The sequence below is a fragment of the Nonomuraea sp. NPDC003201 genome (genome assembly GCF_053590415.1).
On sequence record NZ_JBSFTC010000091.1, the window covers coordinates 1 to 25,119 of the forward strand.

Genomic DNA, 25,119 nt, shown 5'->3' on the forward strand with positions numbered 1-25,119 from the left:
GTACCTCAGCGTGAGGGTGTGCGTGCCGGCCTCGGCCACGTTGACGGACCACTCGATGTAGCCACCCACGGCGTTGCTCCTCGCCACCGCGTGCCTGGCGGGCGGCACCACCGCATTGCAGGCGCTGGCAGCCGTCACCGGGCTCGCCTATCTCGCTGCGGCGGCCTTGGTGTGGTCGGTCCACCTGCACGCGCATCCGGCCGCCGCCCCGGCCAAGGACGGGCCCGACGGGCCCGACGGGCCCGCACCCCGGATGCGCGCGCTGCTGGCCGCCAACGTGGTCTACGTCTTCTGCCTCAACGTCCCCGAAATCGCGCTCCCTCTGGTCCTGGTGACACAGTTGCACGCAACCCCGGTGTGGTCGGCAGCCATCTTCGTGGCCAACACGGTGCTGGTGGTCACCCTGCAGGTTCCGATCACGGTCCTGATGTCCCGCTTCGCCCGGCGGACCGTGCTGGCTGTCGCCGGCGTGGTACTCGCCGCGTCCTACCTCGGCTTCCTCGCGGCCACCTCACTGGGACACGGCTGGGGTGCCCCGGCCATCGCCGCGGTGTCCGTGGTCTGCACCATCGGCGAGATCATCTATGCCGGCAGCGCCACCGCGCTCGTCACCGCCCTCGCCCCGGCCCATCTCCTGGGACGCGCCCTCGCCCGCTTCCAGCTCTCCACGGGCTTCGGCCTCGCCGTCTCCCCGGCGGTCATCACCGCTCTCGCACCCCACGGCTCGGCAGCCCTCTGGGGCAGCCTCGCAGCCGCGACGCTCGTGTCCGCCTCCGCCGTCGCCACCGAGAAGGATCAAGGAACGCGGCTCAGCGATTGCCGCCGCCAGGCGCGAGCAGGCTCGTGAGCTCGGCGATCGCCTCTGGCGATGGACGGAACAGCCGCAAGCTCAGGCCAGTGCACCTTGACGGTTGCCACGGCATCGCCAGGTTTTGGACGGCACTCACCTATGAGATCATCCTTGACTTTGACGAGATATCACGTGCAAGAGCAGGAGAGGACAACACATTGGCAGATATCGGCTTAACGGACTCCGGCGACGTCTCGCGGGAGAACACTCTGCGGCACGCCGCGTACTCGGGGGACCTGAAGGGCCTCAAAGAGCAGATAGCGGCCGGGGTCGATGTGAACGCCGCCGACGAGCGGGGTTGGACGGCGCTGCTGGCTGCGGCCCACGAGGCGTTCCGAGAGGGCGTCGAGGCGCTGCTCGCGGCGGGCGCGGATCCAGGGGGCGCTTCCACGGGCGGATTCACCGCGCTGCACCATGTGATCCAGCAGACCAAGGACCGGCCGGTGGCCATCGAGGTCACCGTGGTGCGCGACGGCGTCGAGACGGTTCTCACCGGTCGCGACGAGATCCGCGCGCAGCTCGGATCCCACCCTGACGACTTGTACGATGACTGCGTCGCCATCGCGCGCATGCTGATCGACGCGGGGATCGACGTTGAGCGGGTAACCTCCCACAAGCAGACCCCGTTGTCGCACGCAGCCTCGCGGGGGACCGCTGAGATCACCGAGCTGCTCATCGCGACGAAGCGGGTCGATCTCGATTCGCGCGACAAGGACGGGGTCTCCCCGCTTCACTACGCTAGCCGCCATGGTCATATCGATCCGGTACGGCTGCTGCTCGAAGCCGGAGCGAACCCGAACATCACCGAGAACTACGGGTTCACCCCGCTGCACGAAGCGGCGGAGAACGGCCACGCCGAGGTGGCGCGTGTCCTGCTCACGGCGGGCGCGGACCCTGGGCGCGGCCTGACGAAGCCGTTCGAGAGCTACCCGGTGGGCACCACGCCACTCGACATCGCGCAAAGCATGGGGCGCCAGACGATCGTCGATCTGCTCAACCGCCGGCACTGATCGCCGCGACGGTTTCCGCCGCTACGCAGTCGTGTGCCGGCGGCGGAGGTCACCAGTTCGTGCAAATCGGCCCAGGCTCTGGGCATCCTCCTGCCAACGCCATCGCCGCCGATCGGCCCCTCGGAACAAGGAGGGGCCGTCACCGGGGATTGGCATGGGGGTTGACCTCAGGCGACTCGCGAGAGCGCGGTCGCGGGCGAGGATGCCCGGGTAGCTCTGGTGGGGCTTGAACGGCTGTATTGCCGATGAATGGGCAGTTCGGAGTGACTTCACTGCCAGTTCACGCATATGTCAGACAGCGGCATTCGGTCGGTATACCGTCAGGTTTCGGTCTGATCCCTAACTGAAGACGGGTACGCAAACATGCGCAAACTTCTGACGCTCGCCGTGGTCGCCACCGCATCGCTCGGCCTGCTCGCCGCCCCCGCCACCGCCGACGACCGCCGCCCAGAGCTGCCGAACGAGATCTACGGCGGCGCCTGGACCGAGGGGCACGTCCAGGGGATCGCCATTGACGAGCGCAAGGGGTACATGTACTTCTCCTTCACCAATGTCCTCGTCAAGACCGATCTCAAGGGCAACCCCGTGGGCTCGGTGAGGGGCTTCACGGGGCACCTCGGCGATCTGGATTTCAACGCCAAGGACGGCCGGGTGTACGGCTCCCTCGAGTACAAGGAGCAGGAGTCGTTCTACATCGCGATCTTCGACGTCGACCGCATCACCAGCATGGGTATGGACGCCCAGACCAGTGACGTCGTCAAGACGGTCTACCTCAAGGAGGTCGTCGCCGACTACACCGCCGACATGAACGGCGACGGCAAGTTCGACGGCAACGTGGGCAACACCCCGGATCACCGGTACGGGTGCAGTGGCATCGACGGCGTGTCCTTCGGCCCGGAGTTCGGGAAGAAGCACGGCAAGCAGCTGCTGACCGTGGCGTACGGGATCTACTCCAACACCACCCGGGCCGACAACGACTACCAGGTCCTCCTCCAGTACGACATCGAGCGGTGGAAGAAGTACGAGAAGCCGCTCACCGAGAGCGACCCGCACAAGAGCGGCCCCGAGCAGGTCGACGGCAAGTACTTCGCGTACACCGGCAACACCACCTACGGCGTGCAGAACCTCGAGTACGACGACTTCACGGGCAACTGGATGATGGCCGTCTACAAGGGCAAGAAGCCGCAGTTCCCCAACTACTCGTTCTTCATGGTGGACAGCCGCGTGCGGCCCAAGGAGGGTGACATCGTCGGGCAGCCGCAGCCCGAGCGGGGCCGGCTGCTCACGCTGGCGCCGGGCGGGCTCCAGCACGAGGCCACCGGCGTCAGGGGCTGGGAGTTCGGCGGCGAGTACGGCCTGATCTCGCTCGGCGGGGGACGCTACTACGTGTCGAAGTCCGGGACCATCACGGAAGGCGGGGTCAGCAAGTACACCGGCCACGCCCAGCTCTTCCGCTGGACGGGCCAGACGCCGACGCCGTTCGAGAAGGTCGGCTGATCGGAGCTGCCAGCGGGTGGTCAGTTAAGGCTGTTATGGTCGGTCCGAAATCCCCACGAACGCGTAAAGGCACGGGAGGGTCATGCGGACCACGAGCAGGATCGCGGCATTACTGATCGGGATGACGGCCCCGGTGGCCGTGGTGGCACCCCCGGCCGGCGCGCAGGCGCGTCCGGCCTGGGTCGCCTACCACGGCCTCACCGCCGAGCAGAGCGTGGCGCGGGTCAAGCAGCTCAGGGACCAGGGCTTCCGGCCGGTCACGGTGAACGTCACCGACGGGGAGCGGTACGCGGCCGTGTGGGTCAAGGGCGGCTCGCCGGCCAATTGGGGCATCTGGCAGGGCATGTCGGCCGAGGAGTACCAGCAGCGGTTCGACCAGGGGCTGAAGGAGGGGGCGCAGCCGGTCTCCGTCTCCGCCACCGGGCCGGGTGACGCGCCGGTGTTCACGGCCGTCTTCGAGAAGCGGCGCGGGAAGTTCTTCGCCAGGTCGAACCTCACCCCCTCCCAGTTCGCCGCCGCCAACAAGCGGGCCACCGCCCAGGGGCTCGCGCTGACCTCGGTCGACGTGTACGGCACCCCGGACGACCTGCGGTACGTGGGCGTGTGGACGGTCAACACGGGCGGGGCCTGGTACTACACGTACGGGAAGTCCAGGCAGCAGCACGAGGCCGCCTTCTACGCCAAGAAGAAGCAGGGGTTCCGGCCGGTCAAGGTGGCCGTGGCGCCCGACGGGACGTACACGGCGGTGTGGCGCAAGGACGGCGTCAGGTCCTGGGCCCACTACGTCGACATGACCTCCTCCGGCTACCAGAAGCGGTTCGACGACCTCAAGGCCAAGGGGCTGTCCCCGGTCCAGGTGAACGCCGAGAACGGGCTGTACGCCGCCATCTGGCAGTGAACGCAGTGAACGAGGTCACCGGGCACGGAGGATGCGGACGTCTCCGGTGCCGCTCACGGCCTTGATGGTGTTGGGGCTCTTGGCGTCGTCCTCGAGCTCCGAGCGCTCGGTGCCGTCCGTGCTGCGGGCCGTGATCGCGTAGGCCGCCCCGGGCACGGTCGCGGTCACCCGGCCGTCGCTGGAGCGCAGGTCGAGGGCGGTGGGCGGGCTGGCGAACGACACGTCGATCGCGCCGTCCGACGTCCGGCACCGGACGCTCGGCGACTTCAGCCCCTCGCCCGTGATCGGGCCCTCGCTGCGCAGCCGCAGTTTGCCCGCGCCCCCCGACACCTGGATGCGGTCCCGGCTGACCACGTCGACGTCCTGGGCGAGGCCGTTCAGGATGACGCCGTCGTCGGCCTCGATCGACAGCGGTACGCCGGGCGGGACCTTGACGTGGTAGCGGGCGCCGCAGTCGCCGAAGACCATGTTGCAGCTCGCGCTCAGGCGAAGGGTGCCGTCCCGCAGGGACCAGGTGGCGTTGCCGTCGTCGGCTGCCTTGCCGCGTACCCACCGCTCCACCTCGACGCGGCCCCCGGTGCCCTGGAGGACGCGCACGCCGCCCAGGGAGGAATTGATCTTCAGCGCGGTGCCCGTGAACGGGAACGCCTGCGCGGTGTGGACCTCTTCGGCGTCCAGGTCCACCTTGCACCCGGTCAACGTCAGCGCCGCCGCCAACGTCACCCCTGTCGCCACGACTCGCCTCATGGAGATGCTCATGCCGCCATGGTGGCCGAGCGCCGCCCGCCCGCCATCGACCGTCCGGCCGAACACGGGCGGGCCGCCATCGGCCTTTCGGCCAGAACGCGCGCCAGGCCCGGAGAACGCAGAGGACGCGCGTCAGAGGGCCGACAGCAGGGCCGTGACGTGCCGCAGCGGGTCCGGACCCAGCGGCCGCACGGCCACCGTGGCGGCCCCGGCCGCCCACAGCTCCTTGACGTGCTCGGCCGCGGCCTCAGGAGACCCCGACGCCATCGCGACCTCCTCGGGCGCGACCCCGAGGAACCCGGCCTGCCCCGCCACCAGGGCCCGGGCGCTCTCCGGGACCTCGGCCTCGGTGTTGAGGAAGGAGAAGACCACGAGCTCGTGATCGGCGGGGCCGCCGATCTGGTCCAGGATCCCGGGCAGCTGCGCGGGCCCGACACCCTCGGGGATGATCGTCCCCTGGGCGACCCGGCCCGACAGGGCCAGCGAGCGCGGCCCCTTCACCCCGGCCAGCACGGGCGGGGGCGCGGAGGGCGGGTGCACCAGGGAGACCCCGTCCAGGTGGACGGATCTGCCGTGCAGGGTGACCGTCTCGCCGCGCAGCAGCGCGCTTACGGACGTGATCGTCTCCTCCAGGAGCGCCAGCGGCGACGACGGGGCGGCGCCCACCTGGCGCATCCAGTCGCCCACGCCGTGCCCGATCCCGGCGGCCAGCCGCCCGGGGTGCACCCTGGCCAGGTTGGCCAGCTCCATCGCCAGCAGCATCGGGTTGCGCAGGGGAGCGGGCGTGATGCCGATGCCGACCCGCAGCCGGGACGTGACGGCGAGCGCGGTGGCGGCCGACGAGACACCCCCCGTCCAGCCCAGGTCCTCCACCACCCAGAGGTCGTCCACGGACGTCTCGTCGAGCGCCTTGGCGAACGGGATCAACTGCTCGGGAGGAAGGTCCCGGTCGAACATGACTCCGAGTCTCACTATGCCCTCCAGTAATAGCGGAACAACCGGCCGACCTCCGAGTATTCAGCACGCAGGAAGGCGTCGGCAGTCGGGACGTTCGCGACGTCCGTGACGGCGACGACGCGCTGCACGCCCGCCTCGGCCAGCGTGCGGGTGCCCCTGGCCAGCAGGTCGTCGACGTAGCCGTGGCCGCGGTGCTCGGGAACCACGCCGATGTACGCGATCGAGTGGTCGTCGGGGGCCACCAGGCCCACGGGGGAGTCGCCCAGGTAGCCGATCACGAACCAGTCGGGCTTGCCCTTGCGGTTGATCAGGTCGTCGTACATCCATCGGGCCTCGCGCTCGGCCCCCGACGTGGCCACCTCGATCCGCGTGTCGTAGTCGAGCGAGCCCTCCGAGACGCGTACGAGGACGTCGATCACCTCGTCGGCGGCCATGCGGCGCGCGGGGCGGTACGTCAGGCGGCCGGGGTCGGCCGGGACGTCGTTGCCCGCCACCCATTCGAGCACCAGCCGCTCGACCTCCATGACGAACCCCGCGAGGGTCAGGGCCTCGTGCTCCACGGCGCGGTCGACCATGGGGAGGAGCCCCGGTTTGAGCGAGATGTCGTGGATTATCTTGCTCAGCCCCATCGTGCGCAGGCTGCCGTTCAGCAGCTCCGCGGCGGCGACCGGGTCGGGGCCCGGGTCGAACTGCCAGATGGTCACCGGCTCCGAGCCCGGGAAGGGCGCCCAGAACGCCAGGCGGGCCTGCCCCTTCACAAAGCACCACTCAGGCCGGGTCCTGCCCTCGTCGAAGGCGGCCGCGAGCTGGGAGCGCCCCGGCTCGGGGAACTGGTCGAACAACGCGAAGGCCTCCACACCTGAGGGGCTCTCCCCGGCCGCGGCCGCCGTGGCGAGGGGTGCCCGTGATGACATGACCATGTTCTCGCACGGAAGCGATCACTCAGACCGTCCCCATCAGGGCCCGATCGAGGTCAGGCGGCGCTGCCGAAGGCCGAACACGCCTCGCCGAGCGATTCGCGCGTCTCGAAGTGCCGGTCGAGGTTGGTGATCGTCAGCAGGTGCCGGATCATGCCGGGGGCCAGCACCAGGATCAGGCGGCCCTTCACGCGCCGGACGTGGTTGAGCGTGGCCACCAGCACCCCGAGTCCCACCGAGTCGCAGAACGGGACCTCGGTCAGGTCGACGACGAGGTTGAGCGGGTCGGCGGCGGCGATGGCCTGTTCGAGCTCGTCCCGCAGCCGGGGGGCGCCTGCCACGTCGAGGTCGCCCACGACGTGCAGCACCGTACAGGGGTCCTCCCGCCACGACCTGACCACCATGAGGGCTTCACCTGCCGAACCGCCGACTGTTATTACTGTTTCTTACATATGTTCTGCATTGCCGTTTTGGTGGTCGGTGTAACACTCGGTTTCGCTGACGGCATGGAAGCCGACTTGGATTTCGCGATCTTCGGCTGATCGCTGCCGATGATCAGCTCGATGCCCTTGATGTCGGCCTTGTCGATTTCGGCGCCCGGGATGGCGGCGGCCACGACCTTCGCCTCGTCCTCCTGCCCCGGGCCGTAATGGACGACCGTCTTCTTGTAGTCCTTCTTGGTCGTGTTGCCGGGCTGGCCGGGGACCTTGAAGCCGTACGCGACCAGTCCCTCCTTGGTGCGGGCGCCGAGACCCGTGATGAGCGTGCCGTTCTTGACCTTGACCGTGATGCTGCCGGGCGGGATGGCCGACGGCTTGACCGAAGGAGTGGGCGAGGGGGAGGCGGCGGGCTTGGTCAGGTCCTGGTCGGCGTTGATCCGCGCGAACATGTCGCGGGCGGCCGGCTTGTCCCACAGGACCGCGGACTCGCCCGTGGGCGCCTTGAAGTCGACGTTGGACAGCGGCACCTCCGCGAAGCGCACGTCGTCGAGCGATACGTCGCGCATCTGGGTGGCCAGGCCGAGGAGCCCGTCGTCGGGGTCGACCTTGACCGTGCTCAGCGTGGAGTTGACGAACGAGGCCAGCTTGGCCGGGTTGGCCAGGGTGTCGGCACTGAGCGCCCGGTTGAGCAGGGCCGAGATGACCTGCTGCTGGCGGTCGATGCGGTCGAGGTCGGAGCGCGCGGTGGCGCGGGTGCGGGCGTAGCCGAGCGCCTGCACGCCCTGGAGCTGGTGGGTGCCGGCGGGCAGGTTGAGCCCGGTCTTGGGGTCGTTGATCGGCACGGGCGTGCAGACGGTGACGCCGCCGAGGGAGTCGACGACGTCGATGAAGCCGAGGATGTTGACCTCGATGTAGCGGTTGATCTGCAGCCCGGTGGCGGCTTCGACGGCCTCCTTGGTGAGCTTGGGCCCGCCGAACTGGTACGCCGAATTGATCTTGTGCTCGCCCTTGCCGGGGATCGTCGTCCAGGTGTCGCGCGGCAGGCTCACCACGGTGACCCGCTTGTGGTCCTCCGACAGGTGGATGACCATCATGGTGTCGGTGCGCTGGCCGGACTCGCGGCCCAGCTTGAGCCGGTTCTGCTGCTGGCGGGTGAGGTCGTCGCGCTTGTCGACGCCCACCATCAGGATGTTCTCGGCGCCGCGGGCCGCGGGCACGGTCACCCCGGCGTCAACGGTGCCGATCTGGCGCGGGGTCGCCCACACCACGCCGGTGGCGACCAGGACCCCGGTGGACAGGAACCCGGCGACGAACACGTTGCGACGGCGGGCCTTGGCGCTCCTGAGCGGCCTGCGAGGACGCGGGTTCGCGAGCTTGACGCCGCCGTAGGCGTCACCGCCCACGAGCACACCGCCGTCCTCCTCGCCCGGGTCGCGCATCCCGTCCCCCTTTTTGTCACCCGGAGGATCAGGCTTTCGATTGCCCGACTCCCCTGGTCGTACAGTAGCGTGAGCCCCGCCATGAAGCAGTTCCCCGACTCGCCGCAGGCCCCCGCGGAGACGCGTGCCTGGCCCCCCATCTCCGTCGTCATGCCGGTCCTCAACGAGGAGCGGCACCTTCGCGAGGCCGTCGACCAGGTCCTCGCCCAGAGCTACCCAGGTGAGATCGAAGTCGTGCTCGCCGTGGGTCCGTCCCAGGACCGCACCCAGGAGGTCGCCGACGCCATATCGGCGGCCGATCCACGGGTGACGGTCGTGCCCAATCCGACGGGCCGCACCCCCAACGCGCTCAACGCCGCCATCGCCGCCTCGCGCAACGGCATCATCGCCCGGGTCGACGGGCACGCCATGCTGCCCCCCGACTACCTGCGCGTCGCCGTCGAGACGCTGGCCGAGACCGGCGCCGACAACGTGGGCGGCGTCATGGCGGCCGAGGGCATCACGCCGTTCGAGCAGGCCGTCGCCTGCGCCATGACGTCCAAGATCGGCGTGGGCGCCGCCGCCTTCCACGTGGGCGGCACCGCGGGCCCCGCCGACACCGTCTACCTGGGCGTCTTCCGCCGCTCGGCGCTCGACCGGGTGGGCGGCTACGACGAGCACTTCCAGCGGGCGCAGGACTGGGAGATGAACCACCGCATCCGCCAGAGCGGCGGCCTGGTCTGGTTCCAGCCGCGCATGCGGGTCTCCTACCGTCCCCGCCCCAACGTCAAGGCCCTGGCCAAGCAGTACTTCCACTACGGCAGGTGGCGGCGCGTGGTCGCGCGCACCCACGAGGGCACGATCAACCTGCGCTATCTGGCGCCGCCCGCCGCGGTGCTGGCCATGCTGCTGGGGCTGGTCGTCTCGCCGTTCTTCCCCTGGGCGCTCATCGTCCCCGGCGGCTACGCCGTCGCCATCGCGGCGGGCTCCGCGCTGACGGGCAGCGGGCTGTCCCCGGGGGCGCGGCTGCGGCTGCCGATCGTGTACGCCGCCATGCACTGCTCCTGGGGCTGGGGCTTCCTCACCAGCCCGAAGAAGCTGGCCAGGCCGCCCGGGTCATGACCCGGCGAAGACCCGCTCGACGGCGGCGTCGAAGCGGGTCAGCGCGTCCGGATATTCCGCCCCGAACAGATAGCTCCTGAGCTTGATCCTGGCCCGGGCCAGCGAGTCCTCCCCGTCGAGGAACTCCGCGAGCCCGGCCAGGTCCTTCCCGATCAGCACGCCCGCCTCGCTGCTCGGGTAGCGCTCGTGGAAGGCCCGCTCGTCCAGGCCGGCGACGTTGGTCACCGCGTACGGCTTCTCGCTGGCCAGGAAGTCGGCCACGACGCTGGAGATGTCGCTGATCAGCAGGTCGCACCGGTTGAAGCAGTCGTACAGGTGCGGCTCGGGGCCGGTGACGATCAGATGCTCGATCCGCGGCGTCTCCCCGGTCGCCCGCGACGGGTGCCTGGCCTTCGACTTGGCCAGCTCGGCCGCCTCGATCATGGCCACGATCTTCCGGTGCGCGCGGCCGGCGCTGCGGTCGCGGTGGCCGGTCAGCGGGTGCGGCTTGTAGATCACGCGCACCCGCGGCCGGTGGTCCAGCAGCGCCCGCACGATGCGCGGGCCCATGGTGATCAGCGACGTGTGGAACAGGTCGTCGTTCCAGCCCTCCCAGGTGGGGGCGTACAGGACAGTGCGGTACGGCAGCTCCGGCCCCTCCGTCGAGATGCCTTCGAGCTGCGGCCGGCCGACCTCGTGGATGCTCTCGTCCCTGACGCCCACCCTGGCCCGGCGGTAGCGGTCGCGGCCCGCGGGACCGGCCACCCACACCTCGTCGTACACCCGGGAGAACGGGTTGAACGACGCCTCCTTGTCGCTGTCGCCGTGGTTGAGGAACGCGCTGCGCAGGGTCGGGATGCGCAGCATGTGGACGTTTCGGCCGACGTTGGAGACGTACAGGCAGAGCTTGGCGCTGGACAGGGCGCGGAAGCTCATCAGGTCGGCCGCCGACGGGATGCACAGCATCGGCAGCGTGGTCGCGTCGAGATGGTTGGCCATGCCGCGCTCGCGCAGCACGACGATGGCACGCCGGCCGATGCGCTCCAGCGTGGGCAGCCACATCCTGGCCTGGTAGGCGGCCGCGGTGGCGCCGGAGAAGTAGAGGATGACCTCGGGCCGGTACTTCTCGACCTGCTCGCCCACGACCGCCAGCACCCTGGCCTTGTCGGTGAGCGGCGTGGCGCGGCGCACGTACGGGATGAGCGCGAGCGCCCCCGCGATGCCCAGCAGGACCGCCAGACCGGCGCCGATCGCGGCGGGCACGGCGCCGACGGCCGCGCCGGCCACCGGCAGCGCGTCGAGGTAGAGGAAACGCATGCTGCGGCTGTCACGCAGGGACGGCGGCGGCATCTTCGGGATGCGCAGCGCCGAGACGTCGAGGTTGCGGGTGGTCACCGGCATCCGGCTGAGCGTCCCCTTGAGCCGCAGCGCCAGCGCCGCGTGTCCGGCCCGCACCACGTGGATCGCGAAGATGCCCGACGCCAGCGCCACGAACCACGGCGAGTCGACCCCCGCCATCCGCGCCACCAGCAGCAGCGCCATGGTCTCCCTGGCGGCGAAGCGCAGCGTGACCCCGAGGTGCACCCTGGCGAGCAGCTCGGGCAGCGGCCTGGCGGCGCGCGAGGCCGCGTACTCCACCACGTAGGAGAGCACGGCGACCGCCCCGAACACCTCCGGCGCGGGCCAGAGGGCCGACCACAACAGCGTGGGGTAGCAGCCGAGCAGAGCCGCGATCACGATGAGTCTCCTCATGCGATCGCACAGTAACAACTCTCAGGTCAAACGTCTGTGACCTATCTGGGCAAGTCGGAGATCGGCGGGGTTGCGGCGAGCTGGAACAGCAGCTCGGCGATCCGCAGGTCGAGGGGGTGGGTGACCTTGATGTTGTGCTCGCTGCCCGGCACGAGGTGGATCGGCACGTCGGGCAGGTAACGCAGCACCACGCCGCAGTCGTCGGTGGCCGGGCGGCCGGCGAACCCGGGGTCGGCCAGCGCCCGCTCGTACGCCTCGCGGATCACCGAGAGCCGGAAGCACTGCGGCGTCTGGCTGCGCCGCAGCACCGACCTGTCCAGCACGTCGCCGATCACCTCGCCGCCGGGGCCCGGCACGGCCACGAGGACCGTGTCGGAGCTCGGGATCGCCACGTTGACGGCCGAACGGGTCTCCAGCGCCTTGACGCACTCGGTGATGATCCGGGGCTCCACGAGCGGGCGTACGGCGTCGTGCAGCAGCACGTTGCACTCCTCGGCGCCCAGCGCCCGCAGGGCCAGCCACGTGCTCTCGGTACGGCTCGCGCCGCCCTCCACGACCTTGCTGACCTTGTCGTAGCCGCCCTTGTCCACGATCTCGCGGATCCGGTCGGTGTAGCCGGGCGTCATCAGCACCACGATCTCGTCGATCTCCGGCGCGTTCTGGAACACCGCCAGCGAGTGCTCGATGATCGGCTTTCCCGCGACCTCGATGAGCTGTTTGGGGGTGTCCATCCCGATCCGCTGCCCCACGCCGCCCGCGAGAAGCACCCCGACCGACCGCAACCGTGAATCCATATCGGCAGCGTAACGGTCCTGTTCCGTGATTCCGCCTTGACCTGTCGCTACGCTGTGCCTACGCACCCCCAAGCCACGCGGCTCCCGCGCGACCGGGAGGAGACCTGCGCTTTGCCCGACTCATTGACCCGCGAGACCACGGCCACATCGGTCGTCGTGCTCGCCACGACCCCGGCATGCAAGCTCTCCAGCTTCGATGTCACCCTGCTCGACCGCGTCACCGACCAGCTCGCCACGCTGCCCGTCCGGGAGATCCAGGTGGTGACGCCGGGTGGCGGCCTCGGAGCCGACCTCAGAGGCGTCGCCAAGATCGCCCGGATCTCCACGGGGGCGGTGGCCGTGCTCCCCGCGGACCTGGTGGCCCACACCGAGGCGCTGGCGCTGCTGCTCGACCACCCCGCGCGCGGCAGCGGGGCCCTGGTCTCCCATGACGCCGCCGCGGCGCCCATGCGGCCGCCCGTCCGCGTCGAAGGAGGCAAGATCGTCGCCGCGGGCAGTTCGTTCCACGTGGTCCCCGAGGCCAACGCCACGTTCAGAGGCGTGCTGAAGGCGGGCGAGGCCGACCTCGGCGCGCTGGCGGACATCGCGGAGGAGCTGGCCGAGCTGGCCGACACCGGCAAGCTCGGCCCGGTCACCCCCGTCGAGGCCGTCGACCTGCTCCTGGTCGGGCTGGTCAGATCGGGCGTGTCGGTGCGGGCGGCCGCGATCGGGCCGCTGCACGCCGACCGGGTGACCGGCCAGCACGCCGCCGACACCGCCGTCGCCAGGCTGGCCGAGGTGGACGAGGCCAAGGTCAGGCTCGACCTGTCCATCAAGGCGGACGACGGCTTCTTCGCCACCTTCCTCGTCTCCACCTGGACGCGCCACCTGCTCAGACCGGCGGCCCGGCTCAACCTGGCCCCCAACACCGTCACCGGCGCCTCGATCGGGATGGCCGCGCTGGCGGCCCTCTGGTTCTCGGAGGGCAGCCAGGCCGGCCGGCTGGCGGGGGCGCTGCTGTTCTACCTGTCGTTCGCGCTCGACTGCCTCGACGGGCAGCTGGCCCGCTACACGCGCACGTTCTCGCCGCTGGGGGCGTGGGCCGACGGCATGGCCGACCGGCTGAAGGAGTACGCCGTCTACGTCGGCCTGGCCCTGGGCTTCCCCGGCACCGGCATCTGGCAGCTCGCCGTGGCCGCCATGATCCTCCAGGTCGTAAGGCACGCCATCGACCAGACGTACGCCGGGGCCCGCACCGACGCCGCCCGCGTTGGCGCGCAGTGGGGACGCCCCGCGCGCTCCCTCCTGGAGTCGGCCGACGGAAGCCGGGCACGGGGCGTGCTCGGGATCGCCCAGCGCCTGGAGCGCGACGCGATCGCCCGCTGGCTCAAGAAGAGCGTCGTGCTGCCCATCGGCGAGCGCACCGCGCTGATCGCCGTCACCGCCGCGGGCTGGAACGCCAGAGTGACGTTCCTGTCCCTGCTCTGCTGGGGCGGCGTGGCGGCCCTCTATCAGCTCGCCGGACGGATCGCGAGGTCGGCACGGTGATTTCGGTCCACATGACTCCCGTCCCCCGCAGCACGGTCGTGGCCTACCGCGACGACGGCCCGCTCTCGCGCGCCATGGGCCTGCTCGTGGCCGGGCAGCTCCCGCCGCTGCCGCCGGTGATCGCGGGCACGTTCGTCACGGGCGTGCTGCTGCTGCTCGGCGTGGCGGGCACGGACGGGCTCGCGGTGTTCGCGCCCGCCGTGACGCTGCTGCTGGCCGGGCCGGGCAGCACGCACGCGCACGACGGCAGGTTCGACTGGCTCGTCCCGCCGATCCTGCGGCTCATCGAGTACACCTTCGTCGCGGCGTGCGGGTTCGCCCATGAGGTGCACCCCGTGGTGATCTTCCTGCTGCTCGGCGCGCTGGCGTTCCACCACTATGATCTTGTTTACCGGCTGCGGCAGCACGTGTACGCACCGGCGTGGCTGTCCACGTTCGGCCTCGGCTGGGACGGCCGGATGATGGTGGTCTCGCTGGTCGCCCTCACGGGCTGGCTGACCAGCGGCTATCTGCTGCTCGCGCTCTATCTGTGGGCGTTCTTCGGCTGGGAGAGCCTCACGTGCTGGCTCGCCGCGCCCCGTTCCGGGGTGGAAACACCCGATACGGGAACGCAAGACTAACGCCGGATTACCCGCTCAGGGCCCAAAGACGAATACTCTTTGGGCTCACGAAGACATGCTCGACTGAGGAGTGCACGTTGCTGGGAATGGTTCTGGCCGCTGGAGCCGGACGACGTCTGCGGCCGTACACCGACACGTTGCCGAAGGCGCTCGTGCCGGTCGACGGCGAAACCACGATCATGGACATCTCCCTGCGCAACCTCGCCGCGGTGGACCTGCGGGAGGTCGTGGTCGTCGTCGGTTACGCGGCGCAGGCCGTCCACGACCGCAAGGAGGACCTGGAGCAGCGGCACGGCGTCAAGCTCACCCTCGTCCACAACGACAAGGCCGAGGAGTGGAACAACGCCTACTCCCTGTGGTGCGCCCGCGACTACTTCTCCCAGGGCGTGCTGCTGGTCAACGGCGACACCGTGCACCCGGTCTCGGTCGAGAAGACGCTGCTGTCCGCTCCCGAGACGAGCGGCATCCTGCTGGCCGTCGACAACGTCAAGAAGCTCGCCGACGAGGAGATGAAGGTCACGCTCTCGGCGGAGGGCTCGCTGCGCCGCATCACCAAGCTGATGGACCCGGCCGAGGCGTACGGCGAGTACATCGGCGCCACCCTCATCCGGCCCGGCGCGGCCGACCTGCTGGCCGACGCGCTCAAGACGACCTTCGAGCGTGACCCCCAGCTCTACTACGAGGACGGCTACCAGGAGATGGTCGAGCGCGGCGAGGTCATCCACGCCGCGCCCATCGGAGAGGTCGACTGGGTCGAGGTGGACAACCACGACGACCTGGCGAAGGCTCGTACCATAGCCGTCCGCTACTGAGGGGGCGCGCATGCCGCTTCTAGCGAGGATGCTGCCGGCTCCGCTGACCATGCAGGTCAGGCGGGGCGCGGTGGCCGAGCTCGGCGCCCTGCTGGCCGACAGCAGGGTGGCCACCTCCGGCCGGGTCGCGGTGGCCGTCGGCCGCGGGCAGGGCGACCACATCGAGAGCTTGATCACACCCCAGCTGGGCGAGGCCGAGGTGTTCCGGGTGGCCGACGGCTCGGTCGACGCGGCCGTCTCGCTCGGCGCCGACCTGCGCAAGGCCGCCTACGAGGTGGTGGTGGGCGTCGGCGGCGGCAAGACCATCGACGCCACCAAGTACGCCGCCTCGCTCGCCGGCATCCCGATGGTCGCGGTGGCCACCAACCTCTCCCACGACGGCATCTGCTCGCCCACGGCCTCCCTGGTCTACGAGGGCGGCAAGGGCTCGTTCGGGGTGCCGATGCCGCTGGCCATCCTGGTCGACCTCGACTTCGTGCACAACGCGCCGGAGTCGCTGGTCAGGGCGGGCGTGGGCGACGTGGTGAGCAACCTGTCGGCCATCGAGGACTGGCAGCTCGGCAACGTCGAGCGCGGCGAGCCCATCGACGGGCTGGCCTGCTCGATGTCCCGCACGTCCGCCGAGGCGCTCATCGGCCGCGGCGACTCCATCGAGTCCGACGCGTTCCTGACCGTGCTGGCCGAGTCCCTCATCCTGTCCGGCATGTCCATGGTGATCGCGGGGTCGTCCCGGCCCGCGAGCGGTGGAGATCATGAGATCCTTCATGCCGTGGATCAGCTCTTCCCCGGCACCTCCAACCACGGCGAGCTCGCCGGGATCGGTGCCGCCTTCTGCTTCTTCCTGAGGGAGGACGAGGCCCGGGTCACGCAGGTGGTCGACTGCCTGCGCCGGCACAAGCTGCCCGTCGTGCCCGCCGACATCGGGCTGACCGGCCAGCAGTTCGCCGAGGCCGTCGCCCTGGCACCGTCCACCCGCCCCGGCCGCTACACGATCCTGGAGCACCTGCGCATGCAGGACTCCGAGATCCACGATCGGGTGGGGGACTATGTCCGGGCCTTCGGTAGCTGAGATCCGGCGGGTCGCCCAGCCCGCCGGCCACCTCGAGCGCAGGAACGGCGAGCACTGGGCCGGCGTGCTCTACATGCGCCAGTTGTCCATCTACGTCACCTGGCTGTTCGCCAAGACCTCCGTCACGCCCAACCAGCTCACCTGGGTGATGACGGTGGCCGGGGCCCTGGCCGGGGTCGTGCTCGCCCTGCCGGGCCTGTGGGCCGCCGTGGGCGCCGCCCTGCTGGTGCAGGTCTACCTGCTGCTCGACTGCTCCGACGGCGAGCTGGCCCGCTGGACGGGGAAGACCTCGCTGGTCGGGGTCTACCTCGACCGGGTCGGGGCCTACTTCTGCGAGGCCGCGGTGCTGGCCGGGCTGGGCTGGCGGGCGTCGGCCGTACTGCCCGACTGGTACACCGTGCTGGGCTTCGCCGCGGCGCTCGGCGCGATCCTCATCAAGGCCGAGACGGACCTGGTGGAGGTGGCGCGGGCCAAGGGCGGTCTGGAGGCCGCCACGGAGGCTTCCGCGGTGCAGTTCCGCTCCGGGCTCCTGGGCCTGGGCCGGCGGGTGCTGTCGGCGACGAAGTTCCACCGGATCGTGCAGCCGATCGAGCTGTCGCTGCTGGCATTGGCGGCCGCCGTCGTCGATCTGATCCTCGGTGACCTGACGGCCTCGCGGGTCCTGATCGTGGCCTGCTTCGTCGCGGCATGCCTACAGGTTGTCCTGCATTTGGTAAGCATCATCGCCTCGAAGAGACTGGCGTGATCTGATGTCGGAACCGGAGGAGCTCCCCGTCCGTCGTATAGATCGGACGTCCGCCGTTCGGTGGGGGTTCATCCTCGGTTCCGATACGCTTAGCCCCAGCCTTTCCAAAACATGCAGACCAGCAGACTCGGTGATCATGAAAGAATGCTCCGCCCGTGTTCTCAACGCGTCAGGACAGTGATTCGTTGAAGATCTCGTGCGTCATCCTCACCATGGGTAACCGGGTCGCGGAGCTGAATCGGGCGGTCGAGTCCGCGCTCAACCAGGTCGACGGCGACGTCGAGGTGGTGATCGTGGGCAACGGTGCAGATGTGCCCGAATTGTCGGCGACGCCACCCGAAGGGTCGTCCGCGGTCGTGAAAGCGATCCGGCTCGACCAGAATACGGGCATCCCCGCAGGCCGTAACCGCGGCGTGGAGGAGTGCTCGGGAGACGTCGTGCTGTTCCTCGACGACGACGGCTGGTATGCCAACCAGAAGGTCGTCGCGCACGTACGCGACCGCTTCGCCACCGAGCCGGACCTCGCGGTGATCTCCTTCCGCGTCATGGACCCCGACGGCGGCATCGGCCAGCGGCGCCACGTGCCCCGGCTGCGCGCCGGCGACCCGCAGCGCTCGTCGCCGGTCACGACGTTCCTCGGCGGCGCCTCGGCGATCAGGCGCTCGGCCTTCCTCCAGGTGGGCGGGCTGCCCGAGCGGTTCTTCTACGCTCACGAGGAGACCGACCTGGCCTGGCGGCTGCTGGGCGAGGGCTACCGGATCGAGTACGACGCCGAGACGGTGATGTACCACCCGCAGGTCCCGCCGACCCGGCACGTCGAGTTCTACCGGCTCAACGCGCGCAACCGGGTCTGGCTGGCGCGGCGCAACCTGCCGTGGCCGCTGGCGTTCCTCTACCTCACCAACTGGGTCGTGCTCACCCTCGTGCGGGAGCGCGGGGCCGGTCCGGCGCTCAAGGCGTGGTTCAGCGGGTTCTTCGAGGGCCTGCGCACTCCGGCGGGCGAGCGGCGGCCCATGGCGTGGCGTACGGCGTGGCGCATGGTCAAGCTGGGCCGCCCGCCGATCGTCTGACGGTGGCAGGCCATCGGGGCGTCAGACCTCGACGGCCTCGCCGAAGGACATCGCGGCCCGCGAGATCGTGCTGGTGAACATCGCCCGCCTGGGCAGCCCCAGCTCGCTCAGCTCCTTGGCGATGGGATGGTTGCCCAGGCGGATCAGCGCCCCGCTGGGGCGGATCCGGGCGCCGCGGGCCCGTACGGACCAGGGCACGCGCCGCGTGATCCCGTCCCGGTGCGTGTAGGCGTCGAGCGGCGCCATCACCGTCGCCCCAGGCGCGGGCACGCCCGGCTTGATCAGGATGTCCAGCACGAGCCGGCCGTCCCTGCGCAGGACACACCGTTTGTACGGAGTGCCGAGCCGCAGCTCGATGTCCGCCAGCTCCTTCGGGAACCCCCACAGCGTGCGCCCGGCCTCCAGCGTGAACGGCTGGTCCACCGGCAGCCAGTGCACGAACACCCCGGCCTGGCGCAGGTCCCACAGCCCCCCGGACCCGGACACGCCCGGGGGACGCACCAGGAACGCCATGCCGAACTCGTGGTACGGGTCCAGATCGCCGTCGCGATAGTCCACGAACAGCAGCACGCAGACGGCCTTGCCGGGCAGGAACTCGGCCACGTCGAGTCCGGAGTACGCGATCACCGCCCTGGCGGCGTCGGCGCGCACCGCGTAGAAGGCGCTGCACACCTCCGCGTCCCGCACCCGCACCGGCATGGCCACCGTCCGGCCCTGGATCAGATGCGTTGCCATGGCCCCAGTACATCAACCCCTCAGTCGTGTCGCCATTCCCACCCCCGATGTCCTTCCGTGGTGCCGCACCCGCCGCCCGGCCTCCGGCGTGTCGCCCGTGCTCCCGGAAGGCCGGCCGTTCCGGTCAGACGGCCAGGGCGTGGGTGGGGAGGCCGGCCCAGGACTCGGCGCGGTTGACGAAGGCCGCCGCGTGGTCCGGCCAGTGGTGGTGCAGCCGCGCCTCCGCGTGCCCCAGGGCGCCCAGCCGGGCCCGCCGCAGCGGGTCCTCCTTGAGGTCCAGCACGGCGTTCAGCACGGCTTCCACGTCCAGCGGCACCACGAGCCCGCACCCGGTCCGCTCGACCAGCGCCGAGCCCTGGGGAGTCGTGATGACGGGCAGCCCGCGCCCCATGTAGTCCATGATCTTCGTCGGCGCCGTCCGCACCGTGTCGTCCGCCAGCGAAAGACCCGCCAGCGCGCCCTCGGCCATGCGCAGCGCGTGCCGGTTGGGCACGTACCCGAACCAGTCGAGCAGCCCGACCCGCTGCGCGTCGCGCAGCAGCGGACGGACGTCCCGGGCCGCCGCGCCGATGAGGTCGAGCCTGACGCCGTACGGGACCAGCCGTTCGGCCAGCCCGATCAGCTCCGACACGCCGCGCTCGGACGAGAGGCGGCCGATGTGCACGACCCTGGTGTCGCCGGGAGGAGGCGGGCTGAGGGACACCAGGGTCGCCTCGGGAACCTCCGCGGGCGTGATCACGCGGTGGCGCCTCCCCGCGCGGGCCAGCCGCCTGGGGGAGACCTCTTCGCGTATGTCCCAGACGACCGGAGGACGCCTGTAGGGCAGCGCGCCCAGCAGCCGGTGCTCGTGCACGATCAGCAGGTCCGCGCCCTTCACGCCGCGTTTCAGCGCCGCGCGCGCCCTGCCGTACGAGGCGTGCCGTGCCACGTCGATCGCGGTGACCCCCATGGTGGGGGTCACGTTGAAGTACGTGAACGGTGCGACGTAGGTGACCTCGTGGCCCGCGTCGAGCAGCGCCCTGATCTGCCGGTGCATGATCCGGGCGTCCTCGGGATGATGGACGGTCGTGGCGACACATACACGCATGTGTCGATGCTCCGCGCCTACCAGGTCAAAGGCGTAAATGTGGGTAGAACTGTCGCTTAACTTCGTGAGGGGCGGCGATAGAGCCAGGTCAGGCGAGGTTCGAGCACCCACTTGAAGACCGTGCGGGTCTCAGGCAGGCACAACACGATCGCCAGCGCGAAGGCGCTGGAGGCGATCGCCAGCACGCCGAGCGGCCCGAACAGCCACGGGAACTCCAGCCAGCCCATCTCCTTGGCGACCAGCACGGGGATGCCGTGCAGCAGGTAGCAGTAGAGCGTGCGGGTGCCGAGGTCGGAGAACCACGTCTCGCCCCGGGGCACCAGCGCCAGGACGGCGAAGCACATGGCCAGCGCGCACACCAGCAGCCCGGCGCGCATGCCGAGGCCCATGTACCACGACAGGTGGAGGTCCTGGAAGCTGGCCTTGAAGTAGAACGGGGAGAGCTTCGCCTGCGGCGCGAGGAAGATCGCCACCCCCGCCGCACCCAGGATCGTGAGGACCCCCAGGATCTTGATCCACCGCCGGTTGAGCATCTCGAAGTGCTCCGGCTGCATCACCAGGCCGATCACGAAGAACGGCATGAGACCGAAGAAGCGGTCCATGCTGAAGTCGCCCTCGATCTGCGAGAACCCGGAGAGCAGGTAGACGACGATCGCGACCGGCACCGGATATTTCATCCGCTTCCACACCGGGGTGGACAGCCGCCAGAACAGCAGCGCCAGCAGGTACCAGTTGAGCCACGCCGGGTCGATGATCGTCAGGCTCCACTTCTGGCCCACCGAGACGCGGAGCAGGGCGTAGCCGACCTCGACGATCACGTACGGGACCAGGAACGTGTCGACCAGTTTGTTGGTCTTGGCGTTCGAGTTCCAGAAATTTCTGGACAAATAGCCACTGATCAGCACGAACAGCGGCATGTGGAACGTGTAGATGAAGATGTACAGGGCTCTGGAGGAGTCCGCCGACAGCGTCGGCACCAGCGAGTGGCCGACGACCACCAGCGCGATCAGCACGAACTTGACGTTGTCGAGGTACGGGTCGCGCTTGCGCTTGGCCGGCTGGGCCTCCTGCTTCGGCTCCGGCTGCGGCTGGGGTGTGTCGTCCGCCGCGGCCTTCGCCCGCTTCCGCGGACGCCGCTCCTGCGCCGCCTGCGAGGGCTCGTCCGCCGCGGCCGGAGCCTTCGCGGGAGCCTTCGCCGGGGACTTCGCGGGACCCTTCGCCGGAGCCTTCGCGGGACCCTTCGCCGGGCTCTCCGCCGGGTTCTTCGTCGGGGGCTCGTCGTCCTTGACGGCGGGCTGCGGCTGGGTCAGCTCGCCGGGCGCCATCCAGTGCGGATCGGCTTCCTCACTCCAGAACGCCTCCTCCGGCAGCGGCCAGCGGGCTCCCGTCTGGGCGGGGCCGCCGGTCTCCTCCTCGGGGCTCCGCGGAGTCGTGACCGGTGGGGAGAATCTGGTGTCAGACACAGGGGAGTCGCTCAGCTTCGCTCGGGGCCGGGGAACACGACGGCAGCACGACCAACGGATGGCCTCTCGGCTCCGGGTCGCGCTGCGTCGCCGACCCGCAACAGACTATCCCGCCCACGCGCCTCCTGTCCCTCGCGTGGGGCGAGAACGCCCGATTCCACAGGGAACTTGGAGGCTCGTCAGGTGCAGGTGTTCTTCTGCTCGGAGGCCGTGATCGTGCTGTTGTTGACGCTGTCGGGCAGCTTGGTCACCTTGACCGACTCGAAGTCCTCGCCCACCACCAGCTGGATCACCGGAGTGCCCTTCGGCGGGGTGCTCGTGGGGGGCGTCGCCGACGTGTACGGCTGCGGGTTGGTGGCCGCGACCTTGCCCGACGCCGGGGTGGGCTTGGGCACGAGGGCCCCGGCCAGCGTGCCGGCGTGGTCGGGCGCCGACTCGATGGTCTTGGCGTAGTGGACCTCCGTCTTCGGCAGGCTCTTGCCGTCGGCGGCCTCGTAGTTGCCGACGCCGACGACGTTGAAGCCTTCCTTGGCGAGCTGGTCGGCGACCTCGCGGGCCTTGCCGAAGGTCTTGGTGCCGTTGAGCACCTGGATCTTCACCTGCTCGGGCTTGAGCGTGACCTTGGGCTTGGTGGCGGTGCCGGTGCCGGGGCTGGCGCTCGCGGACGGCGCCGGGGTGGCGACCTCGGTGTCGGTCTTGATCGAGGTGAACAGCGCGTTGGCGTCGGGCTGCTTCCAGACCACGCGGTTCTTGTCCTCGGGGTCGGGCCCCCACGGGATCGTCGTGAACTTGACGCCGCCGGCCGTCATCTCCTTGGCGCTCAGCGCGATGTTGATGAGCTGCTCGGTGTCGTTGGCCAGCTCCGGGTCCATGGTGACCGACCCGGCCGCGGCCGCGATGAAGTCCCTGAGCTTGCCGACGTCGGTGAGCAGCTCGCTGCTGGTGGCCTTGGCGACGACCTTGCTCAGGAAGATCTGCTGCCGCTTGATGCGCTGGATGTCGCTGCCGTCGCCGTAGTGGCGCAGGCGCACGTAGCCCAGGGCCTTCTCACCGTTGAGCAGGCTCTTGCCGGGCGGCAGGACCAGCTTGGAGTTCTTGTCGTTGACGCCGGACTTCAGGCAGATCTCGATGCCGCCGAGCGCGTCCACGATGTTCTTGAAGCCGCTGAAGTCGACCTCGACGAAGTGGTTGACGCGGATGCCGGTGAGGGTCTCGATCGTGGAGATCGTGCAGGCGATGCCGCCGGAGTTGTACGCCGAGTTGATCATGTCCCGGCGCGGCGGCATCTCCTGCTTGGTGGTCTCGTTCTTGCACTTGGGGATCTGCACCATCGAGTCACGCGGGAAGCTGATCAGCCGCGCCTTGTCCCGGTTGGGCGAGATGTGCATGAGGATGATCGTGTCGGTGCGCTTTCCGCCCGCGTCCGCCTCCCTGGCGAGCTTCTGGCCGTACCGCGCGTTGCCCTTGCCCGCGCGGGTGTCGGAGCCGACGAGCAGGACGTTGAGGGCGCCGGTGTCCACGGGCCGGGGGTTGATGATGTCGCTGTTGACGCTCTTCTTCTTGATGTTGCCGAAGGCGTCGCGGTAGACCGTGTAGCCGGTCAGCGCGCCGGCCACCATGAGCGAGGTGACACCGATGCTGACCCAGGCCAGGATGCGCATCTTGTTCTGGCCACCGCCGTTGCCGCCGCCGCGGTGGCCGTGCGGCGGCCGGTCGTCGGGCGGGGGCGGCGGAGCCGCGGCGGCCGCTCTACGCGCCATCCTGCTGCCGGGCTGAGTGGGGGCAACCCGGTAGTCCTGCCCGGAGGTGACTACGGGCACGCTCCTGTAGTCAGTCATACGTCCCCTAGCCTCACTTCTCGCGCCTGACGCGCTGGCTTCGTCGCCTCGCGCCACGAGACGAGGTCACGTACGGCGTGCCAGGTGCCATGACCGCGGGGAACGACCGTGACCCGGGCGTGATGTTTCCGCGGCAAAGCATACTCAGAGCTGGACATTACGTGGAATATCATCGCCAAACTCTTTCTTGCTCACGCAGTGTTTTCGCACGTCAGGTCTGATGCTCAGGGCCGCCGCCAAACAGGCCAGGGGCACGGCCGGCAACACGTATCGATAGTCGAACTCCGCCGCCGCGGCCGGTGTGACCAGCAGCACCACGGCCGCTGACCAGGGCACCAGCCAGGGAGCGGGACGCCTGCGCCCGCTCCGGCGGATGGCGGCCGCCACCGGGGACACCAGCAGCACCCCCAGGAGCACCGGGCCGGGCAGCCGCACCATGTTCTGGTAGGCCCTCAGCCAGCCGGCGTAGGGCTCGACGATCTCCGTGCCGATCTCGCCCCGCTCGTAGAGCTTGGCATAATCGGCGCCGACCTGTGCGGGATAGCGGCCAGGCGGCCCCGGCTCCGTCACCGGGAACTGGTAGTAGCCGTAGATCTCCGGATCGGGGTAGACCGGGCGGCCCCACGTGAACGTGCGGCCCAGCTCCGTCAGCACCGAGGCGGCGTAGTCGAGCGGCTGCCTGGTGATCGCCAGCGTCGCGAACCGGCCCGCCAGGTCGTCGGTCTCCTTCGTGAACGTGATCCCGGGCAGCAGCACGAGCGGGGAGTCCTTCGCCCAGATGTACTCCTGCGACGGCGGCCGCCGCTCCGGGGGGCGCGGGTCGCACAGGACCCGCAGGTCCGGCGGCGGGTCCATCCTGCCGCAGTCGGCGAACGACATCGTGCGGGCGTACATGAAGACGCCGTTCGCGCCCACGAGCCCGACCCGCTGGTACGTGGCGTAGAACCAGGCGCCGTACGCGATGACCGGCACGAGGGCGGCGGCCAGCAGCAGCCCGGCCAGGCGCAGGCGCCCGCGCAGCACGTACCAGGCGGCCAGCAGCAGGATGAGGGGCTGGCCGACGGTCCTGGTGAGGGTGGCGGCGGCCAGCAGCAGGCCGATGGCGGCGACCGTGCCCCGCCGCTCCGACCCGCACAGCGCCACCGCCGCCACGACCAGGAACATGAAGAGCGTGTCCGAGACGAGCAGGTGCTCCAGCTCGATCTGGTACGCGTCGAGCAGCACCGGCACCGTGGCCAGCGTCGCCACCCACCTCGGCGCCCGTCGCGCGACCCGGTAGATCAGCACGCCGGTGGCCAGGCCGAGCAGATGCTGCGCGGCCGTGACCGTCCCGAAGGCGTGGAAGGGCTCCAGCAGCTTCAGGAACATCGAGTAGCCCGCCGGGCGGACCAGGTCGGGGCGGGGTTTGAAGACGGTGACGACGTAGGTGTAGGAGTCGGGGAACCACAGGGCCGGCCGGTAGCCCAGCATCGCCAGGGCGCGCAGGGCCGTGCCGAGGGCGAGGACCGCCAGGAACCATCCGTGCCGTCTCCACCGGGACGGATCCCCGACCCACGCCAGGCCGCCGCGGGCGGGCACGTCGGCGCGAGTCTCCGGCATCACCCGCACGCCCTCCTGCTGTCTCTCCGGCATGTCCCGTAGTGCCCACGTACGCTACCCGCCATTCAGTGAACCCCGTGCCAACCGGCCGATAAGGGGTACGCACGCCAGGTCTCCCCGGTTGAGATGAAGATCGCCCGCCGTGTGGCGGAACCCACCGGGACCTCCAGGTT

Annotated in this window: 23 protein-coding genes; 11 read left to right on the plus strand and 12 right to left on the minus strand. The window is 70.0% G+C overall.

What is annotated here, in order from left to right:
- The first annotated feature begins 115 nt into the window (after positions 1-115).
- The 4 genes from ACWDX9_RS28310 (at position 116) to ACWDX9_RS28325 (ending at position 4,255) form a co-directional block, all read left to right on the plus strand.
- Positions 116-847, plus strand: coding sequence for an MFS transporter (locus ACWDX9_RS28310; protein ID WP_449959155.1), 732 nt, complete (start codon positions 116-118; stop codon positions 845-847).
- Positions 844-1,860, plus strand: a complete 1,017-nt coding sequence (locus tag ACWDX9_RS28315) for an ankyrin repeat domain-containing protein (protein WP_449959157.1) — start codon at positions 844-846, stop codon at positions 1,858-1,860. The genes ACWDX9_RS28310 and ACWDX9_RS28315 overlap by 4 nt, the downstream gene beginning before the upstream one ends.
- A 363-nt stretch (positions 1,861-2,223) precedes the next feature.
- A complete protein-coding gene (locus ACWDX9_RS28320; RefSeq protein WP_449959159.1) occupies positions 2,224-3,357 on the plus strand; it encodes a hypothetical protein in 1,134 nt (377 codons plus the stop codon).
- Between the two features lie 82 nt (positions 3,358-3,439).
- Positions 3,440-4,255, plus strand: coding sequence for a hypothetical protein (locus ACWDX9_RS28325; protein ID WP_449959161.1), 816 nt, complete (start codon positions 3,440-3,442; stop codon positions 4,253-4,255).
- Positions 4,256-4,270: 15 nt separating this feature from the next.
- Here the strand turns inward: ACWDX9_RS28325 and ACWDX9_RS28330 are convergent, their stop codons facing one another.
- From ACWDX9_RS28330 to ACWDX9_RS28350, 5 genes are all read right to left on the minus strand, one after another.
- A complete protein-coding gene (locus ACWDX9_RS28330) occupies positions 4,271-5,014 on the minus strand; it encodes a hypothetical protein (protein WP_449959163.1) in 744 nt (247 codons plus the stop codon).
- Between the two features lie 120 nt (positions 5,015-5,134).
- Positions 5,135-5,974, minus strand: coding sequence for an LLM class flavin-dependent oxidoreductase (locus ACWDX9_RS28335; RefSeq protein WP_449959165.1), 840 nt, complete (start codon positions 5,972-5,974; stop codon positions 5,135-5,137).
- The gene (locus ACWDX9_RS28340; RefSeq protein ID WP_449959167.1) at positions 5,974-6,873 is read right to left on the minus strand and encodes a GNAT family N-acetyltransferase; all 900 of its coding nucleotides are present in this window, start codon (positions 6,871-6,873) and stop codon (positions 5,974-5,976) included. Before ACWDX9_RS28340 ends, ACWDX9_RS28335 begins: the two co-directional genes overlap by 1 nt.
- Before the next feature lie 59 nt (positions 6,874-6,932).
- Positions 6,933-7,280, minus strand: coding sequence for an STAS domain-containing protein (locus ACWDX9_RS28345; protein ID WP_350728352.1), 348 nt, complete (start codon positions 7,278-7,280; stop codon positions 6,933-6,935).
- 32 nt (positions 7,281-7,312) lie between these two features.
- Positions 7,313-8,755, minus strand: coding sequence for an LCP family protein (locus tag ACWDX9_RS28350; protein ID WP_449959169.1), 1,443 nt, complete (start codon positions 8,753-8,755; stop codon positions 7,313-7,315).
- A gap of 81 nt (positions 8,756-8,836) precedes the next feature.
- Here ACWDX9_RS28350 and ACWDX9_RS28355 point away from each other — a divergent pair, with 81 nt between their 5' ends.
- Positions 8,837-9,856: a glycosyltransferase family 2 protein gene (locus ACWDX9_RS28355; RefSeq protein WP_350728354.1), complete on the plus strand. Its 1,020-nt coding sequence runs from the start codon at positions 8,837-8,839 to the stop codon at positions 9,854-9,856.
- Here ACWDX9_RS28355 and ACWDX9_RS28360 read toward each other — a convergent pair.
- On the minus strand, positions 9,851-11,587 hold the full coding sequence (locus ACWDX9_RS28360; RefSeq protein WP_449959171.1) for a CDP-glycerol glycerophosphotransferase family protein: 1,737 nt from the start codon (positions 11,585-11,587) through the stop codon (positions 9,851-9,853). The genes ACWDX9_RS28355 and ACWDX9_RS28360 overlap by 6 nt on opposite strands.
- A 41-nt stretch (positions 11,588-11,628) precedes the next feature.
- The gene (locus tag ACWDX9_RS28365; RefSeq protein ID WP_449959173.1) at positions 11,629-12,381 is read right to left on the minus strand and encodes an IspD/TarI family cytidylyltransferase; all 753 of its coding nucleotides are present in this window, start codon (positions 12,379-12,381) and stop codon (positions 11,629-11,631) included.
- 111 nt (positions 12,382-12,492) lie between these two features.
- Here ACWDX9_RS28365 and ACWDX9_RS28370 point away from each other — a divergent pair, with 111 nt between their 5' ends.
- The 6 genes from ACWDX9_RS28370 (at position 12,493) to ACWDX9_RS28395 (ending at position 18,224) form a co-directional block, all read left to right on the plus strand.
- The gene (locus tag ACWDX9_RS28370; RefSeq protein WP_449959175.1) at positions 12,493-13,908 is read left to right on the plus strand and encodes a CDP-alcohol phosphatidyltransferase family protein; all 1,416 of its coding nucleotides are present in this window, start codon (positions 12,493-12,495) and stop codon (positions 13,906-13,908) included.
- An 11-nt stretch (positions 13,909-13,919) separates the two neighbouring features.
- On the plus strand, positions 13,920-14,528 hold the full coding sequence (locus tag ACWDX9_RS28375) for a DUF5941 domain-containing protein (RefSeq protein ID WP_364243042.1): 609 nt from the start codon (positions 13,920-13,922) through the stop codon (positions 14,526-14,528).
- Between the two features lie 77 nt (positions 14,529-14,605).
- On the plus strand, positions 14,606-15,340 hold the full coding sequence (locus tag ACWDX9_RS28380) for a phosphocholine cytidylyltransferase family protein (protein WP_449959178.1): 735 nt from the start codon (positions 14,606-14,608) through the stop codon (positions 15,338-15,340).
- A gap of 28 nt (positions 15,341-15,368) precedes the next feature.
- Positions 15,369-16,409, plus strand: a complete 1,041-nt coding sequence (locus tag ACWDX9_RS28385; protein ID WP_363963101.1) for an iron-containing alcohol dehydrogenase family protein — start codon at positions 15,369-15,371, stop codon at positions 16,407-16,409.
- Positions 16,387-17,154 (plus strand): CDP-alcohol phosphatidyltransferase family protein, encoded by a 768-nt coding sequence (locus ACWDX9_RS28390; protein ID WP_355190715.1) that lies wholly within the window; start codon positions 16,387-16,389, stop codon positions 17,152-17,154. Before ACWDX9_RS28385 ends, ACWDX9_RS28390 begins: the two co-directional genes overlap by 23 nt.
- Before the next feature lie 185 nt (positions 17,155-17,339).
- Positions 17,340-18,224: a glycosyltransferase family 2 protein gene (locus ACWDX9_RS28395; protein ID WP_449959181.1), complete on the plus strand. Its 885-nt coding sequence runs from the start codon at positions 17,340-17,342 to the stop codon at positions 18,222-18,224.
- A gap of 21 nt (positions 18,225-18,245) precedes the next feature.
- On the opposite strand, the gene ACWDX9_RS28400 is transcribed toward ACWDX9_RS28395, so the two are convergent.
- The 5 genes from ACWDX9_RS28400 to ACWDX9_RS28420 all read right to left on the minus strand — a co-directional run bounded on the left by ACWDX9_RS28400 (position 18,246) and on the right by ACWDX9_RS28420 (position 24,979).
- Positions 18,246-18,959, minus strand: coding sequence for an acetoacetate decarboxylase family protein (locus ACWDX9_RS28400; protein ID WP_449959183.1), 714 nt, complete (start codon positions 18,957-18,959; stop codon positions 18,246-18,248).
- 124 nt (positions 18,960-19,083) lie between these two features.
- Complete coding sequence (locus ACWDX9_RS28405) at positions 19,084-20,046, minus strand: glycosyltransferase (RefSeq protein WP_449959185.1); 963 nt, start codon at positions 20,044-20,046, stop codon at positions 19,084-19,086.
- A 56-nt stretch (positions 20,047-20,102) separates the two neighbouring features.
- Positions 20,103-21,509, minus strand: a complete 1,407-nt coding sequence (locus ACWDX9_RS28410; RefSeq protein WP_449959187.1) for an acyltransferase family protein — start codon at positions 21,507-21,509, stop codon at positions 20,103-20,105.
- Between the two features lie 179 nt (positions 21,510-21,688).
- The gene (locus tag ACWDX9_RS28415; RefSeq protein ID WP_449959189.1) at positions 21,689-23,347 is read right to left on the minus strand and encodes an LCP family protein; all 1,659 of its coding nucleotides are present in this window, start codon (positions 23,345-23,347) and stop codon (positions 21,689-21,691) included.
- Between the two features lie 144 nt (positions 23,348-23,491).
- Positions 23,492-24,979, minus strand: coding sequence for a hypothetical protein (locus ACWDX9_RS28420; protein WP_449959191.1), 1,488 nt, complete (start codon positions 24,977-24,979; stop codon positions 23,492-23,494).
- Positions 24,980-25,119: the final 140 nt, after the last annotated feature.

Coding starts and splice junctions, on each gene's coding strand:
- ACWDX9_RS28330 (WP_449959163.1), bottom strand. CDS start 5,014: ATGAGCATCTCCATGAGGCGAGTCGTGGCGACAGGGGTGACGTTGGCG.
- ACWDX9_RS28415 (WP_449959189.1), bottom strand. CDS start 23,347: ATGACTGACTACAGGAGCGTGCCCGTAGTCACCTCCGGGCAGGACTAC.
- ACWDX9_RS28320 (WP_449959159.1), top strand. CDS start 2,224: ATGCGCAAACTTCTGACGCTCGCCGTGGTCGCCACCGCATCGCTCGGC.
- ACWDX9_RS28405 (WP_449959185.1), bottom strand. CDS start 20,046: ATGCGTGTATGTGTCGCCACGACCGTCCATCATCCCGAGGACGCCCGG.
- ACWDX9_RS28340 (WP_449959167.1), bottom strand. CDS start 6,873: ATGTCATCACGGGCACCCCTCGCCACGGCGGCCGCGGCCGGGGAGAGC.
- ACWDX9_RS28360 (WP_449959171.1), bottom strand. CDS start 11,587: ATGAGGAGACTCATCGTGATCGCGGCTCTGCTCGGCTGCTACCCCACG.
- ACWDX9_RS28365 (WP_449959173.1), bottom strand. CDS start 12,381: ATGGATTCACGGTTGCGGTCGGTCGGGGTGCTTCTCGCGGGCGGCGTG.
- ACWDX9_RS28375 (WP_364243042.1), top strand. CDS start 13,920: ATGACTCCCGTCCCCCGCAGCACGGTCGTGGCCTACCGCGACGACGGC.
- ACWDX9_RS28385 (WP_363963101.1), top strand. CDS start 15,369: ATGCTGCCGGCTCCGCTGACCATGCAGGTCAGGCGGGGCGCGGTGGCC.
- ACWDX9_RS28400 (WP_449959183.1), bottom strand. CDS start 18,959: ATGGCAACGCATCTGATCCAGGGCCGGACGGTGGCCATGCCGGTGCGG.
- ACWDX9_RS28420 (WP_449959191.1), bottom strand. CDS start 24,979: ATGCCGGAGAGACAGCAGGAGGGCGTGCGGGTGATGCCGGAGACTCGC.
- ACWDX9_RS28345 (WP_350728352.1), bottom strand. CDS start 7,280: ATGGTGGTCAGGTCGTGGCGGGAGGACCCCTGTACGGTGCTGCACGTC.
- ACWDX9_RS28325 (WP_449959161.1), top strand. CDS start 3,440: ATGCGGACCACGAGCAGGATCGCGGCATTACTGATCGGGATGACGGCC.
- ACWDX9_RS28355 (WP_350728354.1), top strand. CDS start 8,837: ATGAAGCAGTTCCCCGACTCGCCGCAGGCCCCCGCGGAGACGCGTGCC.
- ACWDX9_RS28390 (WP_355190715.1), top strand. CDS start 16,387: ATGTCCGGGCCTTCGGTAGCTGAGATCCGGCGGGTCGCCCAGCCCGCC.
- ACWDX9_RS28350 (WP_449959169.1), bottom strand. CDS start 8,755: ATGCGCGACCCGGGCGAGGAGGACGGCGGTGTGCTCGTGGGCGGTGAC.